A 16837-nucleotide genomic window follows, 5' to 3' on the forward strand; every position below is an offset into this window, starting at 1 on the left:
ATATGTAACAGATCCCTTATAATAAGAACGTACGTTCCAAACTTTCGAAACAATCTGACACAAATGTCGTTGGGGGGATTTATATGAGATGCGAGGTCAATGGGGTTAACCTTTATTATGAGGAGATCGGAAGCGGTTTTCCTGTCGTGATGATTCACGGTTTTTCACTTGATCACCGCTGCATGACTGGTTGTCTGGAACCAATTTTTGAGAAACGCTCAGGATACCGACGACTTTACATAGACCTGCCTGGAATGGGACAAACGGAAAACTACGAACATATCCACACCACGGACGATATTCTGGAGGTTGTCCTTGCGTTCATCGATCAGCTCATTCCAGGTGAACCCTTTTTCATTGCGGGTGAATCATACGGCGGATATCTTACACGAGCAGTTATCGAGAAGCGCCGGGATCGAGTGAAGGGCGCCCTGTTCATCTGCCCGAACGTCATTCCTGAAAAAGCAAAGCGCACACTGCCGGATAAACCCGTCTTAATAGAGGAGCCTTCTCTCTGGGAGAAGTTGAGTGAGACGGAACGAGCAGAGTTTGAGTCGATGGCGGTAGTAGCTACCAATTATACGTGGAACCGCTATAAAAAAGAGATTGTCGACGGCTACATGCTGTCTGACCCTTCTTTCCTCAGTAAAATCAGACAGTCATACGGCGTGTCATTCCCATTGGATACGGCTCCCTTCCCTCACCCGAGTCTTTTTGTTGTGGGCAAACAAGATCATTCTGTCGGCTATCGCGATATTTGGGATATTATTGAGAGCTATCCCCGCTCTTCTTTTGCCGCACTCGATTGTGCGGGACACAACTTGCAGATTGAGCAGCCGCTTTTGTTTGCAGAGCTTGTGAATGAATGGCTGGATCGGGCGCAAAGAGAGCTTTCCCTGTAAATATGCATCAAAAAAGACAACCAGCTCCAATGGCAATGGTTGTCTTTTTGCTTCTATTAAACATTTGTCACGAGAGATTCACTGTAGGCGTGGAATGCTTTGCCCAATCTCGAAATCGCAAGCTCCGTGTCTTCCTGGTTCAAGAGTGTATAATTCAAGCGCATTGTATTAACTTGAGGCTCAGCTGCATAAAACGGCTTCCCTGGTACGAATGCCACGCCTTCCTGTACGGAACGGGCCAGCAGCTTCTCCGCATCGATATGCTCCGGCAGATTCACCCAGAGGAACATCCCGCCTCTTGGTTTTTCCCACTGTACGCCCTCCCAGTTTTGCGCAACCAAGAGCTCATGCATCCATTCCATGCGCGCTTTGTAAGACTCGCGAATCTTCTCAATGTGGCGCTCCAGATCAAAGCGGGACAAAAGCTCATACAGAGCGTACTGGTCGATTGTGCTTGACTGCAAATCAACTGCTTGCTTCGCCTTCACCATCATTTGAATCACACGTGTATCTCCGATGGCCCATCCGGTACGCAAGCCTGGCGCGACAATTTTGGAAAAGGTACTGGTGTACACCACACAGGAATCAGTCGGATGCTCATCCAGTGAGAAAATCGAGCGGTACGGTGCTTCCCCATCGAATTGGATCTCTCCATATGGATCGTCTTCCAGGATGAGAATGTTTTGCGCCTTACATTGACGAAGCAAGCCGAGACGGCGTTCGAGACTCCATACCTTTCCTGTCGGATTGGCAAAGGTAGGAATGACGTACACCATTTTTGGGCGGTACTGGGCAATTTTTTTCGCCAGATCGTCCAAATCCATCCCATTGGCGTCACCGTCCACAGGGACCGCTTTGATTCCCCGGAATTGAAATAACTGAACAGCTGCCAAATAAGTAGGGTTTTCAACGAGAACGACATCGCCTTCGTCTAAATATACACGACACAACAAGTCTACTGCTTGCTGAGAGCCCGTTGTGATGATCATATTATCTACACCGACGTTCATATGCTTTTGCTTCATGCGGGATGCAATCCACTCACGAAGCGGCAAGTATCCATCAGTTAATCCGTACTGAAGAGCTTTTGCTCCTTGTTCAAATGCGCGGTTGAACGCTTCACGCATCTCTGCGATTGGAAAAGAATCCTCTGCTGGCAGTCCACCTGCGAGCGAGAGCACTTGATTGCCTTGGGTCAGCTTCAAGATTTCCCGGACAGCCGAGGAGGATAATGCTTCGACAGATTTTGAAAATGAGTACTCCATGTTCCGTTCCCCCTTGATTTTGCTTATCCTTGTTTTATCACTGTCCACAGCGTAAGTCCAATCCTTGGTAGCTATGAGTGGATAGGTTTTGACTATGTCGAGCGGTTGTTCAATCGTTAGTCTTGACACACTGCATGCAAAAAACCCCTCTTCGTCTCAAACGAAAAGGGGTTCATATGTATGGGCTATATCTTCTTAGGCGATGCGAAACACACGCGGTTTCTCTGTGTGTGGGAGGAAAGAGAGGTCTACGTGCGTGGACGCTTCTTCCATGCCAATATCGTTTGCCAACAGCAATGCCTCTTCCTGGAAGGTCGGCGTACAGCTGCCTTCATTCAGTTCACAGAGACGTTTCAATCGCTTCAGTCTCTCTGCGGATTTCTCCACTCTCATGCCTTCATTCGTCAGCTCACAAACGTTGACGTGACGAGCATCAGCGATCATGCTGATATCATTCACATGGACAATCAGTCTTTTGCCTTCTTCCGTAACAAAACCGATCGAGCAAAAATGCGCACCTGACATTTCCAAACGAGTGAGAACAGCATTGGCGTAAACTTCTCCCGTCCGCAGGCGAATTTGGCCTGCTTCAATGGCTCCGCCGATTTTCCGCTCGTTGGCGATCACCGTATACATATCCGTGTAACCGTTAATCTGATAGCGCATGGTACCCTCCCGCTCTCGATGAGACTAATTATCATTAACAATGCCATCGTATAATGAAAATCATTATCTGTCAATAATGAGAATGATTTTTATTCTAGAATAAAAAAGCCACACTCCATTTGTATGGTAGTGTGACCCAATTACCTCGCCTTTATTTTGTTTTCGTAAATAACCCCAACCGCTCAATTCGCTGAACCGCTTCTGCGAGACGCTCTTCATTTGATAACAAAGCCGCTCGCACATAACCCTCACCTGTCGGACCAAAGCCATTTCCTGGCGCTACGACGACATGCGCTTTTTCCAAAAGCAGGTCAGAGAACTCCACGGATGTGAAGCCGCTTGGAACAGGAAGCCAAGCAAAAAACGACCCTTGAGATGGTGGCGCCTGCCAGCCAATCCGATGCAGATTGGAGTACAAAGCATTGCGGCGGCTTTCGTAGACAGCAACGAGATCGCGAACGCACTGCTGTGACTCTGTCATCGCCTTCGCTGCCGCCATCTGTACCGCTCCGAACAGACTGACGAAGTAATGGTCCTGAATGAGATTAATCAGACGAACCAGCTCGCGATTTCCTACCATAGCACCAACACGCCAGCCTGCCATGTTATACGTTTTAGACAAGGTATAAAATTCTACACCCACTTCTTTTGCACCCGGAACCTGCATGAAGCTGACCGGCTTTTTCCCGTCATAGCTGATCGCCCCGTAGGCGAAGTCGTGGCAGACGACGATTTCATGTTTTCGGGCAAAACGAATGGTCTCCTCATAAAACTCCAGGGGTGCGTTGACTGCTGTCGGATTGTTCGGATAGTTGAGAAACATCAGTTTCGCTCGATCCAAATCAGTTTGGGAGAGCTGGCTGTAGTCAGGCAAGAAGTCATTTTCCGCCTTCAACGGCATCATGACCATCCGTCCGTCTACGACAGCAACACCCGACCAATAATCCGGATAGCCTGGGTCTGGAACCAGTGCAACATCGCCTGCATTCATAAGGACTTGGCAAATCTCTACGAGTCCGGTTTTGCTGCCGAACAATATCGCGACTTCTTCCTCCGAATCGAGGTCCACATCAAATTCTTGCTTATACCAATGAGCCACTGCCTGCTTCAGTTCCACGCGTCCCTGAAAAGGCGGATATTTGTGATGGAGTGGTTGTGCCGCTTGCGCCTGTAATTCTTCAATAATGTGTGGCGGTGTCGGCAAATCAGGATTGCCCTGCCCTAGGTTTATGACGTCATGGCCTTGCGCAATGACCTTGTTTACTTTTGCCACCAGGGTCGCAAAAAACTGGGTAGGGAGTCGATCAATCATGTCGGAGGGTTGAATGCGCATCTTTCTTCCATTCCTTTCTTGGGCCCAATACAGTAAAACCCCCTTTTTCCATACAGAAAAAGGGGGAGATCAGCTTGGTCACGTCCTTATCTGTCAGGAAAAAATCCTGCTGGAATTGGCACAGCATCTGTCCATCGCATAGAACAGATCCGCTGCCGGGCTTCATAGGGCCAGTCCCTCCACCTCTCTGAATAAGTCAAACACACGGAATATACTGTTTTTTCGTCTATATCATACTACTTGAGCACGTAAACCGTGTCAAGATGCTTGATTCTGTAAGGGTACCTGATGCCTTCTTTTTTGAAAAGATGTGTGGAAGGCAAAGAATGCGACAGACAACAGACACAAGCCCGCCATCACGAACAATAGTCCCTGCGCATGAATCGATTGGAAAATGAAGGCGCCAAGAAGTGGTCCGAGCATCCTCCCAGCAGATCCAGTCCCTGCAATCAGACCTTGAATGAAGCCTTCTCGTCCCTCTGGCGTAAACTGTGCCGCTACTGCCGGCACCGCTGGCCATACGAGCATTTCTCCCAGCGTCATGATGAACATGCCTGCAACAAAGCCTGCATAAACCGTTGATTGAGACAAAATCAACATCGACATGGCAAAAATATAAGCGCCCAAGAGCATTTGTGCTTTTAGCGTACGGGCAAAGCGTCGTATGACCCACGCAATCAATGGCTGACCAAACAGGATCAAACCGCCGTTCAGCGTCCACAACAGACTGTATTGACGGAGTGAAATGCCCAGGGATTGCATGTAGGTCGACAGCACCGTTGTCCATTGTACATAGACAATCCAGCTAATGAGCAACCCTCCGCATAAGAGTAGCAATGCTCCCCATACGACCTTGGTCTCTTGCTGTGGTTCTCGTAGAAGTTCTCCCTCTGCTTGTTCGGGAGCAGTCGTCTGCAATTGACGTTTTTGCTCTGCCAGTTTTAACTGACGCGGCAAAATGAGCATAAACATCGTCAGCACAATTACTTGTGTGATCGCATTTCCGAAAAACGTCCAAGCAAACGAAACGCTTGCCAAGAAGCCGCCTAAAGCAGAGCCGGCAGCTACACCCACATTGAGGGCGACGTAAATCAGATTGATTCCTTTACGGCCTCCCTCCGGCCATAAAACCACTGCCAGCGCATTCATAACGGGAGAAAGGGATCCATAAAACAGACCATTCAATAATAACAGTAGGACATATACGGTAAAATCTTGTGTAACACCTAAACAGACCGAAATGATCATTCCACCGATGGAGCCTACAACAATGGTGCGCATTTTACCCCAGCGGTCAAACATCATCCCGCCGACAATACTCCCGATCAGGAATGCGCCTTGATTTAAAAGCAACAAGAAGCCGGCTACAGTCAGCGGCTTTCCGAGATGGTTGTGAATATAGATCGTGACCAGCGGCCAAATACACGCCATTCCGGTAGAAAAAATGACGGCAGCAATCGCCAATAAACGAATGCTGCTCGGATAGGATTCCCACTTTTGCCTCATGGCTTACTTCTCACCCCGATGGAAATCGCCGCTTTTTCCGCCTGTTTTGGATTGCAGACTGGTCGGACCGATTATCATTTCTTTATCCATGGCTTTGCACATGTCATACACCGTCAAAGCCGTTACACTGACAGCGGTCAACGCCTCCATCTCGACGCCTGTTTTCCCTGTCGTCTTCACGGTTCCTGTAATCGCAAGCGTCGTTTCATCTACAAAAGCAAATTGTATGTCGATGCCAGTCAATGGCAGCGGATGACACATCGGGATGATTTCCCACGTCTTTTTGGCAGCCATGACACCTGCTACCTGCGCAACTGCGAGTACATCGCCCTTTTCGATTCGACCTTCACGGATTCGGGCGAGTGTTTCGGGTTTCATGCTGATTTGGCTCTCGGCTACAGCCACCCGTTTTGTGACGTCCTTCTCAGACACGTCCACCATCCGCGCTCGATTTTGTTCATTAAAATGTGTTAATTGATCAGTCATACGAGTATCTTTCCTCCTCTATCTTCTCCTACCTTACTCCCGCCGCTGGATAAAAGCAATGGGAATGTAGAGGACATCGTTTCGTTATCTTGCTCATCCACTCCCAAAAACGTACGAAGAACAGGTGCTGGAGGTATACTGTGCGTACACAGCTCAAAGGAGGCGTATGGAAATGGAAACGATGAAGGATCAGACGGTACGTTGGTCAATGCTTGTGCATGGTGATTGGACTATTTATTTGGCTGCAACGGCTGCCGGACTTTGTTATGTCGGCTCAGTCAACCAGCCTTTTGCTGAATTGGAAGCGTGGGTTGAAAAGCATCGCCCACAAAGTGCACTGGTGCAAGACGATCCATGGCTAAAGCCTTTTGCAACAGAACTGATGGAATATATGCAAGGAACGCGCGAGCATTTTTCCATGAATTGCGACCTCTCTGGAACGCCTTTTCAGCTCGCTGTCTGGGAAGCACTCCGTCAAATCCCATACGGTCAAACGGCATCGTACACCGACATTGCAAACATCATTGAAAAGCCTGCTGCTGTTCGTGCAGTCGGTGCAGCAATCGGTGCCAATCCGGTTCTCATTACAGTCCCCTGCCACCGCGTTGTCGGTAAAAACGGTTCACTGACTGGCTATCGTGGAGGACTGCCCATGAAGACAACTCTGCTTGATCTGGAGCAAAAGTCGAATCGGGGTGTGAAGCATGGCTAGTTCACTGACAGAAAGGATCGCTGCACTTGACTGGCATTCCCTGCAACAGAAGTTGGACGAACAAGGGTATGCAGCTTTTCCTTCCTTAATAGGCTCGAATGCGTGCGAAGAATTAATCGCTTCGTATGGACAGGATGATCTTTTTCGCAATACGATCCAGATGGCACGGTACCGTTTCGGTGAAGGGGAGTATCGTTATTATCAGGCTCCCCTTCCCTCACTTTTGCAGGAGCTTCGCGAAGGCTTTTATCCGATGCTTGCGCAGACTGCGAATCGGTGGCTCGAAATGCTTGGACGTGAAGCTATTTATCCTGCTACCCTCCCTGATTTTTTGGCGCAATGTCACGACCAGGGGCAGCTGCGCTCTACTCCATTGATTTTGAAATACGAAACGGGTAGCTACAATTGTTTACATCAGGATATGTACGGCGAGGTGTTCTTCCCGTTTCAAGTCGTGTTTGCCTTGAATCAGAAGGAGAAGGACTACACTGGCGGAGAATTTCTGCTGATGGAGCAACGGCCGCGCGCGCAGAGCCGGGGACATGTGATAACCTTGGACCAAGGCGCTGGACTGATTTTCCCGACATCCTATCGTCCTGTGCAGGGAACGCGAGGCTTCTATAAAAACACGCTGCGCCACGGTGTCAGCACGATTACCTCAGGAAAGCGCTACAGCCTCGGAATTATTTTTCATGATGCAAAGTGAGGAACGCACAATATGAAGAGCATCCTTTCCTATAAAATGCCGAAAACCCTCCTCAATAAAGGAAGCGGATTTCTTGCGGATTACACCCACTCGCTCAATCCGTATACGGGCTGTTCTTTCGCCTGCTCTTATTGCTATGTTCGGCAAATGCCTGTCTCTTTGTTTCGCAACGAGCAATGGGGCACATGGGTTGACATTAAGCAGCAAGCTGCCGATTTATTGCGCAAGGAGTTAATACGGGCTAAGAAAAAAGGAAAGGTGACCATCTTCATGTCTTCGAGTACAGACCCGTACCAGCCCATCGAACAAACGGAAAAGGTAACGAGGTCTTTACTCGAAGTCATGGTAGAGCATCCACCCGATTTTTTGCTGGTGCAGACGAGAAGTCCCTTGGTTTGGCGGGATGCCGATTTGTTACTCCTGCTGGGTGATCGCGTCCGCGTCAGCATGACCGTCGAGACCGATTTGGAGGAGATTCGCAGGCACTTTAGCCCACAAGCTCCCCCCATTCAAGCGCGGCTTAAAACACTCCAGCGTTTGGCGGAAGCAGGCATCCCTACACAAGCAACCATTGCCCCTGTTTTGCCTAGCAGTGAGTCATTTCCGGAGATTTTGCGCCCCTTGGTAACACGTATCTGTGTCGACGACTTTTATATGGGAGATGGCAGCGGCGGTAAACGAACGAAAAGAAACGGCATTCCCGCTCTCTATGAACAGCTTGGACTGGAAGAATGGTATGATCCTACCGCCTATCGGATCGTCTATGATCGGCTATTACGTATTTTTCCCCCGAACCAGATCTATTTGAGTCAGGAAGGCTTCGCCCCTTAGAATCAACCGCTGATTGAAACACCCCATTCATTGGCAACTTTGATCGGTTTATGATATCGTCTAGCCTAGAGTGTAGTATCATCCAGGGAAATGAGGAATTGTCTTGACCATTACGATCTTGTTATTTGCCGGACTCGCTGAACGTGCGAATGCCCGGGAAGTACAGTTGACCCTATCTGAAGGCGCGACCGTTAGCGACCTACTGCAAGCAGTGGAAAGAGAATATCCTGCGCTCTCTGCGCTTTTGGGCAGTTGCTTTGTCTCCATCAATCATGAATATGCGGCGAAAAATCAGGTCATTTCAGCCGACGACGAGATTGCCCTCTTACCTCCTGTAAGCGGCGGAGAAGAAGACCCGCGCTTCGCCATTACCGAGGAGCCCATTTCTGCGGACAAGTTGGTTCGTCTGGTGAGCAACCCGCATGCAGGCGCAATCCTTACTTTTGTCGGAACTGTTCGGGAATTTACCCATGGTCAGCGCACCGTGTATTTGTCCTATGAAGCATATGCCCCTATGGCTGTTGAAAAAATGAAGCAGGTCGCAGCAGAGATCGAGGAACGCTGGCCGGGAGCGCAAGTCGCTATGCACCATCGTATCGGTAACTTGGCTGTAGAAGAAATTGCGGTTGTTTGTGCCGTTGCAACAGCGCATCGAAATGAATCGTTTGAAGCAGGCCGTTATGCCATCGAACGACTCAAAGAGATCGTTCCCATTTGGAAAAAAGAAATGTGGGAAGATGGAAGCGAATGGAAGGGACATCAGCAAGGACCGTGGAATCCGCTTGCGATGCCAGAAGGAAAGGTGGAGTAACGCCTTGGATACTCGCTATTCCCGTCAGACATTGTTTCATCCGATCGGGCGCAGTGGACAGGAAAAATTGGGGCAAAGCCGCGTAGCAATCGTCGGTATGGGAGCACTTGGGACTGTTCTCTCCAATCATATGGTCCGTGCTGGAGTAGGTTTTGTCCGCATCATTGACCGCGACTTCGTCGAGCCGAGCAACCTGCAGCGTCAAATGCTCTACGACGAATCCGATGCAGCCGAGCATTTGCCAAAAGCAATCGCCGCTCACGCCAAGCTGACAAAGATCAATTCAGCTGTCACGATCGAACCGATTGTCGCAGACCTCACCGCTTACAATGCGGAGGAATTACTGGCAGATGTCGATCTCGTTCTGGATGCGACGGATAATTTTCAGGTGAGATATCTCGTGAACGATGTTTGCGTTAAGCATAGTATTCCGTGGGTGTACGGTGGCGCTGTGAGTGCGACTGGAACATTTACCGCGATTCGTCCGGGGATCACGCCTTGCTTGCGCTGTCTTTTCCCTGAAGCACCAAACCCGGGTGAGATGCCTACCTGTGACACGGCTGGCGTCATCGGACCAATCATTCACATCGTCGCCTCCTATCAGGCAACAGAAGCATTCAAGCTGTTAGTTGATGCAACGGATGAGCTTAATCCGAATTTGGAGCACTTTGAGATTTGGCATAACCGCCATCAGCAAATCAAGGTGGTCAATGCCCGCCGAGACGACTGTCCGACATGTGGGCACAAGCAATTTTCGTTTTTGCAGCCGGATACCCAGGATGGACAAGCCGTTTCGCTTTGCGGTCGAGACACCGTACAAATCTCGCCCGCCGCTGCCATGACACTTGATCTGAACGCATTGGCTGATAGACTCTCCCCTTTGGGACAAATCGAGCAAAACAAATTTTTGCTGCGTTTCCGTGTCGATACATACACGCTCGTCATTTTCCCGGATGGTCGTGTCCTCGTGCAAGGCACAGATGACATCAGCCTAGCACGTTCGCTCCATGCCAAGTATATCGGCGCGTAACTGGTACCCGTAATGAAAATAAGCTGTCCCAGACCGTCATCCGGACGAAGGGGCAGCTTTTTTATCTGTTTGAACAAATGTAATCGTAAACGTGGTACCAATCCCTACTTCACTCTCAACGACGATCGTGGCATGATGCAAATCGATTATTTTTTTCACGATTGCCAGTCCCAGGCCACTGCCCGAATTGGCTCGGTTCCGCGATGGGTCCGCCTTGAAAAATCTTTCGAAAATGCGCTCCTGATTTTCCTTGGATATCCCGATTCCCGAGTCGATTATTTTCACGAGTACTTCTCCGTTTACCCTCTCCAGCTTTACGTTAATTTTCCCGCCTGCCTCCGTGAATTTGATGCTGTTGCCAAGCAAGTTAGTCCAGACTTGGTTCAGCATATCTTCGTCGGCGACGATTTCGACTTTTTCCAAGTCTATGTCCATTTCAATCTCTTTCGCCATCCATTGCGGCTCGCATGCGAGGATGATTGCGCGTAGTTGCGTGTCCAGCCGATACCGCTTCCGCTCTAAATCATGCTGGATGCCCTCTAGCGCAGTGAGTTTAAGCAGGTTGTCACTGATCTTGGATAGGCGCTTGCTTTCCGACTCGATAATCTCCAAGTAACGTTTACGATCTTCTGGGCTCAGTCTTTCATTATGCAGGGCGCGAGCAAACCCGCTGATCGACGTCAAGGGCGATTGAATTTCGTGGGAAACATTGGAGATGAACTCCTGCCGCAGCTTCTCCATCTCGTTTAATTGCTCCGCCACGTGGTTGATGCCCTCCACCAGCTCCCCCCATTCGTGCGCCAGCTTGATATCGAGATTGACCCGAAAATCCCCCATGGCAATCCGTCTGAGCGCATCAATCAATGGTTGAAACCTGCCCCGATGTCTTGGCATGGTGAAGAAAGAAATGATCATGCCTACCCCAATAAACAGAATGCAGCTCAAAACTGAATTGACCAACGTTTTTACAAGATCATGGGGATCATAGTCCATATAGCCATAAAAGAGAGAGGTAATCCCGTATGCACCTAGCCCGCACAAAGCAAAAACAGCACATAAGCCCACTACGCCTGCGATTTTCAGCAAAACATGGGGACGTTCTGGCCTCCTCTTTTTCATACGACGATCTCCAATCGATAACCAAGTCCCCGGACTGTCCGGATCAAAAAGCCGTACATCGCTTCCGGAAAACGCTCCCGCAATCGGTTGATGTGCACGTCTACCGTACGTTCATTGCCTTCAAAATCATAGCCCCATATTTGTTCGATCAGCTGCTCGCGGGAGATGGTCTGCCCGGGATAGCTGGCCAGTTTGAACAGCAGCTCGAACTCCTTTAGTGGAATGCTCCATGTTTTCGTGCCACTGGCGACTGCAAACGTTTTACGATCAAGCAGCAGTTTTCCTGCTTGAACCTGATGCGAAGCGGCAATCCGGTAACGCTTGAGCAGCGCTTTTACCCGGACGACCAGCTCTTGCGGATCAAACGGCTTCACCAAATAATCGTCTGTCCCTAGCTCGAAGCCTTTGATTTTTTGCGATGTCTCTCCCTTGGCAGTCAGCATGAGTAAGGGAAAATCGTAATGCTTGCGAAGCTTTCGACACAGCTCCCAGCCATCCATGTTCGGCATCATAATGTCAAGAATCACCAGTTGTGCCTGAACCGACTCTAGTTTATCCAGTGCCTCCTGTCCGTCTGCGGCTTCCACTATCGTAAAGCCTTCATTGCGCAAAAAGACGCTGACGAGCTCGCGAATATGCGGATCGTCGTCGACTACCATAATTGTGGTCACGTTCTACACCCTCTCTTTTACGAGCAATTGCTGACTAGCCAATTCACGGTACATCGCATGGGTTTGAAAAAGCTCTTCATGTGTACCCATCCCTGTGATTTTTCCCTTTTCCAAAAAGATGATTTGATCTGCTTCCACCACAGTCGACAAGCGATGGGCTATCACGAGGGTGGTACGTCCCTTCATCAAATTTTGCAACGCCTTCTGGACGATCATCTCGGAATTGCTGTCCAAGCTAGAGGTCGCTTCATCCAGCATCAAGATTTGCGGGTCACGAAGCAGTGCACGGGCAATGCCGATTCGTTGGCGCTGACCGCCCGATAGCTTCATACCTCGCTCCCCTACTTCTGTTTCATAGCCATTCGGCAATTCCTCAATAAATTGATCCGCATAGGCCATCTTTGCCGCCTCCTTCAGTTCCTCCTCGCTAATCGTCCGTGAAATCCCATAGCAAATATTTTCTCGGATGGTTCCGGCGATCAAAGGACTTTCCTGGGATACGTAGCCGATTTGACTTCTCCATGACTTCAAGGAAAAATCCGTGATGGGATCATTGCCCAGCCTGATTTCTCCATTCAGTGGCTGATAATACCTTTCGACCATTGAAAACAACGTCGTTTTGCCGCTGCCGCTCGGCCCGACAATCGCATTTACTTTTCCGGCCCCAATCGTAAAGCTGACATCGTCAAGAATCGTTTCCCCGTTCTCATACGCGAAGCTAACATGATTCACATGAATCGGCAGCCCTGCGTTATCAAGGGTCCGTCCTGCCAGAAGATCTTCTTCCTCTGCTTCCAGTGTCGCAATGATTCTCTCTGTTGCCCCCATGGCCTTTTGCAAGGAGGTGAAAAACTGTGTGAATTGCCCCAGCGGTATGACAATTTGCACCAGATACAAAATAAACGCGACCAGCTCACCAGCTGTCAATGCTCCCGAGGACACCCGCATGCCGCCATAGCCGATGACAACCACGAGCAGCACCATCAGGATAAAGGACATTAACGGTCCAATGATGGCTTGGACTCTTCCTTCTCTCAACCCGAATCGGAACAGGTTTCCGATTGCCTTTGTCCCCATCCCCAATTCGTACACCTCGGCATTGGAGGATTTTACGAGCCGCATCTCCTGAAGCACCTGATTCATGATCGTTGTAAAGCTCGCAGTCTCATCTTGCAATCCTTTTGAAATTTTGTACATTTGGCTGCCAAGCGGCAGGAGAATCCCCATGCACAACGGAACAGCAACGAGCATCGTTAAGGTCATTTGCCAATCGAGGTATAGCAACGTCACGACGGAACCAACAATCGTGATCAATCCGGTGAAAAAACTGGATAATTGATCACTGATCAGGCTTTTCACGACGCCCGTATCGTTGGTCATTCGACTGATCGTCTCACCTGTCCGGTTGTTGTCATAATAAGAGATCGGCAGGACGAGAAGCTTTTTCCAGAGTCGTTCACGGAGCGAAGCTACCACACTTTCGCCAACATGGTTTAATAAGTAGATGGACAGCCCTCCCGCAATGGCTTGTGCAACAAAAGCGACGACCAAAAGCACAATTTGTCCTGTCGTGATCGTAGCTAAGGAAAAGCTGTCGACCAAGTCTTTTGTAAAGAGCGGAATCACTAAAGTAACCAGTGTGGTGGCGATGCTCATGAACAATGCGACACCGATTTTTAGCTTGGATGGTTTTGTTTCCTTAATTAATCGAAAGAAAGGCCTCCAGTTTCCCCATTTCGCTACGCGATTGGTCTGTTCCATTCGTTATTTCTCCCCTTTTTCTCCACTCATTTCTCTTGCAAGAGATAAGATACTGCATGAATGTAAACGAAATATAAACGGGATAATAATTGAAGTGCGTGCAATTTTCTTCTTTATAATAAGAAGACGTTCGTGATCCAATTTTCTTTACCTATGATTTTTGTATAATAATGATGAATTTGGGGTAGAAGCCGGGAAACAAATCGTATATAATAGGTTCGTAATGAAGAAACGAAACAACGTTTCACCTGGTGAAACTCCAAGTTATTATAGGGAGGTTGTATACATTGGCTAACAAAGATGCTTACAAAGTAAAGTCATCCCTGCAAGTAGGCGACAAGTCTTTTGCTTACTATCGCCTGCAAGGGTTGGAAGAACAAGGTTTGGGCGATGTTTCCAAACTGCCGTTCTCCATTAAAGTTCTGCTCGAGGCTGCTGTTCGTCAGTTCGACGGCCGTGCAATCACGAAAGAACACGTACAACAATTGGCGACCTGGACAAAAGGCCGCGACGAAAACCAAGAAGTACCTCTCATGCCTGCTCGTATCGTACTGCAAGACTTCACTGGTGTACCAGCTGTAGTTGACTTGGCAGCAATGCGCATCGCGATGAAACGCGCTGGTGGAGATCCAAAACGAATCAACCCATTGGTTCCAGTTGACCTCGTTATCGACCACTCCGTCATGGTTGACGATTTCGGTAACGCGTCCGCTCTGGACAACAACATGAAATTGGAATTCGAACGCAACCAAGAGCGCTACCGCTTCCTGCGTTGGGCACAAACTGCGTTTGACAATTTCCGTGCGGTTCCTCCAGCTACTGGTATCGTTCACCAAGTAAACTTGGAGTACCTCGCTACTGTAATCGCTACTCGCGAAGTTGATGGCGAATTGGTTGCTTTCCCTGACTCTCTGGTAGGTACTGACTCCCACACCACTATGATCAACGGTCTTGGTGTTCTTGGATGGGGTGTTGGTGGTATCGAGGCAGAAGCAGGAATGCTCGGCCAACCTCTGTATTTCGTAACGCCAGAAGTAGTTGGTTTCAAACTGACTGGCACACTGAATGCTGGTGCAACTGCAACTGACCTCGCTCTGACTGTTACGCAAATGCTGCGTAAAAAAGGCGTTGTAGGTAAATTCGTGGAGTTCTACGGACCAGGCCTGTCCAACATCTCGCTGGCTGACCGCGCTACCGTAGCGAACATGGCACCTGAGTACGGCGCTACAATGGGCTTCTTCCCAGTAGATGCTGAGACACTCAACTACATGCGTCAAACTGGTCGTGAAGAAGACCTCATCTCCTTGGTTGAAACTTACACCAAAGCACAAGGCCTCTTCCGTACTGACGAGACTGTTGACCCAGTATTCTCCGAAACATTGGAACTGGATCTGTCCACTGTCGTACCTAGCTTGGCTGGTCCAAAACGTCCTCAAGACCGCGTAGAACTGACTGCTATGAAGGAATCCTTCAATAACAGCTTGCGTACGCCGATCGACAAAGGCGGATTTGGTCTCTCTGAAGAGAAAATCGCAGCTAGCGCACCAGTTGCTTATGCAAACGGTGAAACAGCTACGTTGAAAACAGGTGCAGTTGTTATCGCAGCGATCACTTCCTGTACCAATACATCAAATCCTAGCGTAATGCTGGGTGCAGGTATCCTGGCGAAAAAAGCTGTGGAAAAAGGCCTGAAAAAGCCTGCTTTCGTAAAAAGCTCCCTGGCTCCAGGTTCCCGCGTAGTTACGCAATACCTGACTGACGCTGGTCTGATCGACTCCTTGGATGCTATCGGATTCAACGTAGTAGGTTATGGTTGCACCACTTGCATCGGTAACTCCGGTCCATTGCCAGAGGAAACCAGCAAAGCAATCGCTGACGAAGATCTGACAGTTGCAGCGGTACTCTCCGGTAACCGTAACTTCGAAGGCCGTATCCATGCACAGGTAAAAGCGAACTACCTCGCTTCTCCTCCATTGGTTATCGCCTATGCACTGGCAGGTACTGTAGATATCGACCTGACTACAGAGCCAATCGGTACTGGCAAAGACGGTCAACCTGTATTCTTGAAAGACATCTGGCCTTCTCCACAAGAGATCGCAGCTGCAATGGACAAAGCTATGAATCCTGCTCTGTTCCGCGCTGAGTACGGCCAAGTGTTCACGCAAAACGAAGCTTGGAACAAAATCGACGTTCCAACTGGCGACCTGTACGAGTGGGATGAAAAATCCACGTACATCCAAGAGCCGCCATTCTTCCAAAACCTGGCTGGAGAAATCGCTAAAATCGCAGACATCAAAGCAGCGAACACCATCGCACTGTTCGGTGATTCTGTGACAACTGACCATATCTCCCCAGCTGGTAACATCTCGCCAACTAGCCCAGCAGGTCTGTATCTGCAAGCAAACGGCGTAGAGCGCAAAGACTTCAACTCCTACGGTGCTCGTCGTGGTAGCCACGATGTAATGATGCGCGGTACATTTGCAAACATCCGTATCCGCAACCAAGTAGCTCCTGGAACTGAGGGCGGCGTAACCAAATACTTGCCAACTGACGAAGTAATGTCCATCTACGATGCTTCCATGAAGTATCAAGCAGACGGTACTCCACTCGTTGTACTGGCTGGTAAAGAGTACGGTACTGGTTCTTCCCGTGACTGGGCAGCAAAAGGTACATTCCTCTTGGGTATCAAAGCGGTTATCGCTGAGAGCTTCGAGCGTATCCACCGTGCTAACCTGGTTGGTATGGGCGTTCTGCCTCTGCAATTCGCTGGTGACCAAAGCTGGAAGTCCCTCGGCATCGACGGTACTGAGTCCTTCAACATTGTAGGCCTCTCCGATGATGTTCAACCTGGCCAACGCGTAAAAGTAGAAGCTACTAAGAAAGACGGCAGCACTTTCGAATTCGAAGCAATCGTGCGCCTCGATTCCATGGTAGACGTAGACTACTACCGCAATGGTGGTATCCTGCAAACGGTTCTGCGTCAATTGCTGGATGAAGGTAAACCAGTAACTGCGTAAGCAAACGATTAAAAAATAAGT

The 16837-nt window shown here is 49.2% G+C and carries 15 protein-coding genes and 1 riboswitch; of the genes, 7 read left to right on the plus strand and 8 right to left on the minus strand.

Annotation, left to right across the window (positions count from 1 at the left end):
• Window positions 1-83 precede the first annotated feature (83 nt).
• The gene (locus HPY27_RS21540) at window positions 84-902 is read left to right on the plus strand and encodes an alpha/beta fold hydrolase (RefSeq protein ID WP_174225904.1); all 819 of its coding nucleotides are present in this window, start codon (window positions 84-86) and stop codon (window positions 900-902) included.
• A 56-nt stretch (window positions 903-958) separates the two neighbouring features.
• Here HPY27_RS21540 and HPY27_RS21545 read toward each other — a convergent pair whose 3' ends face one another.
• The 5 genes from HPY27_RS21545 to moaC form a co-directional block, all read right to left on the minus strand.
• Window positions 959-2167: an aminotransferase-like domain-containing protein gene (locus HPY27_RS21545; RefSeq protein WP_174225905.1), complete on the minus strand. Its 1209-nt coding sequence runs from the start codon at window positions 2165-2167 to the stop codon at window positions 959-961.
• A 195-nt stretch (window positions 2168-2362) separates the two neighbouring features.
• On the minus strand, window positions 2363-2833 hold the full coding sequence (locus tag HPY27_RS21550; protein WP_017250466.1) for a hypothetical protein: 471 nt from the start codon (window positions 2831-2833) through the stop codon (window positions 2363-2365).
• A gap of 151 nt (window positions 2834-2984) precedes the next feature.
• A complete protein-coding gene (locus HPY27_RS21555) occupies window positions 2985-4166 on the minus strand; it encodes a pyridoxal phosphate-dependent aminotransferase (protein ID WP_174225906.1) in 1182 nt (393 codons plus the stop codon).
• Between the two features lie 83 nt (window positions 4167-4249).
• Window positions 4250-4364, minus strand: a riboswitch (SAM riboswitch).
• A gap of 60 nt (window positions 4365-4424) precedes the next feature.
• On the minus strand, window positions 4425-5672 hold the full coding sequence (locus tag HPY27_RS21560; protein WP_017250469.1) for an MFS transporter: 1248 nt from the start codon (window positions 5670-5672) through the stop codon (window positions 4425-4427).
• 3 nt (window positions 5673-5675) lie between these two features.
• Window positions 5676-6158, minus strand: coding sequence for a cyclic pyranopterin monophosphate synthase MoaC (gene moaC, locus HPY27_RS21565; RefSeq protein WP_017250470.1), 483 nt, complete (start codon window positions 6156-6158; stop codon window positions 5676-5678).
• Window positions 6159-6330: 172 nt separating this feature from the next.
• Between moaC and HPY27_RS21570 the strand changes: the two genes are divergently transcribed.
• From HPY27_RS21570 to HPY27_RS21590, 5 genes are all read left to right on the plus strand, one after another.
• Window positions 6331-6870 (plus strand): methylated-DNA--[protein]-cysteine S-methyltransferase, encoded by a 540-nt coding sequence (locus HPY27_RS21570; protein ID WP_173623684.1) that lies wholly within the window; start codon window positions 6331-6333, stop codon window positions 6868-6870.
• Window positions 6863-7576 carry a 2OG-Fe(II) oxygenase gene (locus tag HPY27_RS21575; RefSeq protein WP_174225907.1) on the plus strand — a complete coding sequence of 238 codons (714 nt, stop codon included), beginning with the start codon at window positions 6863-6865 and terminating at the stop codon, window positions 7574-7576. Before HPY27_RS21570 ends, HPY27_RS21575 begins: the two co-directional genes overlap by 8 nt.
• Before the next feature lie 12 nt (window positions 7577-7588).
• Window positions 7589-8407 (plus strand): SPL family radical SAM protein, encoded by an 819-nt coding sequence (locus tag HPY27_RS21580; protein ID WP_174225908.1) that lies wholly within the window; start codon window positions 7589-7591, stop codon window positions 8405-8407.
• Between the two features lie 103 nt (window positions 8408-8510).
• Window positions 8511-9218, plus strand: coding sequence for a molybdenum cofactor biosynthesis protein (locus tag HPY27_RS21585; protein WP_017250474.1), 708 nt, complete (start codon window positions 8511-8513; stop codon window positions 9216-9218).
• A gap of 4 nt (window positions 9219-9222) precedes the next feature.
• On the plus strand, window positions 9223-10248 hold the full coding sequence (locus HPY27_RS21590) for a ThiF family adenylyltransferase (protein WP_174225909.1): 1026 nt from the start codon (window positions 9223-9225) through the stop codon (window positions 10246-10248).
• A gap of 36 nt (window positions 10249-10284) precedes the next feature.
• On the opposite strand, the gene HPY27_RS21595 is transcribed toward HPY27_RS21590, so the two are convergent.
• From HPY27_RS21595 to HPY27_RS21605, 3 genes are read right to left on the minus strand one after another with little or no spacing between them, the layout of a single operon-like run.
• A complete protein-coding gene (locus HPY27_RS21595; protein ID WP_017250476.1) occupies window positions 10285-11367 on the minus strand; it encodes a sensor histidine kinase in 1083 nt (360 codons plus the stop codon).
• The gene (locus HPY27_RS21600; RefSeq protein WP_069847628.1) at window positions 11364-12038 is read right to left on the minus strand and encodes a response regulator transcription factor; all 675 of its coding nucleotides are present in this window, start codon (window positions 12036-12038) and stop codon (window positions 11364-11366) included. Before HPY27_RS21600 ends, HPY27_RS21595 begins: the two co-directional genes overlap by 4 nt.
• A gap of 3 nt (window positions 12039-12041) precedes the next feature.
• Entirely contained in the window at window positions 12042-13799 is a 1758-nt protein-coding gene (locus HPY27_RS21605; protein ID WP_017250478.1) for an ABC transporter ATP-binding protein, read from the minus strand.
• Window positions 13800-14086: 287 nt separating this feature from the next.
• On the opposite strand from HPY27_RS21605, the gene acnA reads away from it, so the two are divergent.
• Complete coding sequence (gene acnA, locus HPY27_RS21610) at window positions 14087-16816, plus strand: aconitate hydratase AcnA (RefSeq protein WP_017250479.1); 2730 nt, start codon at window positions 14087-14089, stop codon at window positions 16814-16816.
• Window positions 16817-16837 lie beyond the last annotated feature (21 nt).

It is taken from the genome of Brevibacillus sp. HB1.1 (assembly GCF_013332445.1).
GTDB classification, from domain to species: domain Bacteria; phylum Bacillota; class Bacilli; order Brevibacillales; family Brevibacillaceae; genus Brevibacillus; species Brevibacillus porteri.

What these genes read in the sequence shown, in the direction of transcription:
- HPY27_RS21540 (WP_174225904.1), top strand. Translation starts at nt 84, where the DNA reads ATGAGATGCGAGGTCAATGGGGTTAACCTTTATTATGAGGAGATCGGA.
- HPY27_RS21545 (WP_174225905.1), bottom strand. Translation starts at nt 2,167, where the DNA reads ATGGAGTACTCATTTTCAAAATCTGTCGAAGCATTATCCTCCTCGGCT.
- HPY27_RS21550 (WP_017250466.1), bottom strand. Translation starts at nt 2,833, where the DNA reads ATGCGCTATCAGATTAACGGTTACACGGATATGTATACGGTGATCGCC.
- HPY27_RS21555 (WP_174225906.1), bottom strand. Translation starts at nt 4,166, where the DNA reads ATGCGCATTCAACCCTCCGACATGATTGATCGACTCCCTACCCAGTTT.
- HPY27_RS21560 (WP_017250469.1), bottom strand. Translation starts at nt 5,672, where the DNA reads ATGAGGCAAAAGTGGGAATCCTATCCGAGCAGCATTCGTTTATTGGCG.
- moaC (WP_017250470.1), bottom strand. Translation starts at nt 6,158, where the DNA reads ATGACTGATCAATTAACACATTTTAATGAACAAAATCGAGCGCGGATG.
- HPY27_RS21570 (WP_173623684.1), top strand. Translation starts at nt 6,331, where the DNA reads ATGGAAACGATGAAGGATCAGACGGTACGTTGGTCAATGCTTGTGCAT.
- HPY27_RS21575 (WP_174225907.1), top strand. Translation starts at nt 6,863, where the DNA reads ATGGCTAGTTCACTGACAGAAAGGATCGCTGCACTTGACTGGCATTCC.
- HPY27_RS21580 (WP_174225908.1), top strand. Translation starts at nt 7,589, where the DNA reads ATGAAGAGCATCCTTTCCTATAAAATGCCGAAAACCCTCCTCAATAAA.
- HPY27_RS21595 (WP_017250476.1), bottom strand. Translation starts at nt 11,367, where the DNA reads ATGAAAAAGAGGAGGCCAGAACGTCCCCATGTTTTGCTGAAAATCGCA.
- HPY27_RS21605 (WP_017250478.1), bottom strand. Translation starts at nt 13,799, where the DNA reads ATGGAACAGACCAATCGCGTAGCGAAATGGGGAAACTGGAGGCCTTTC.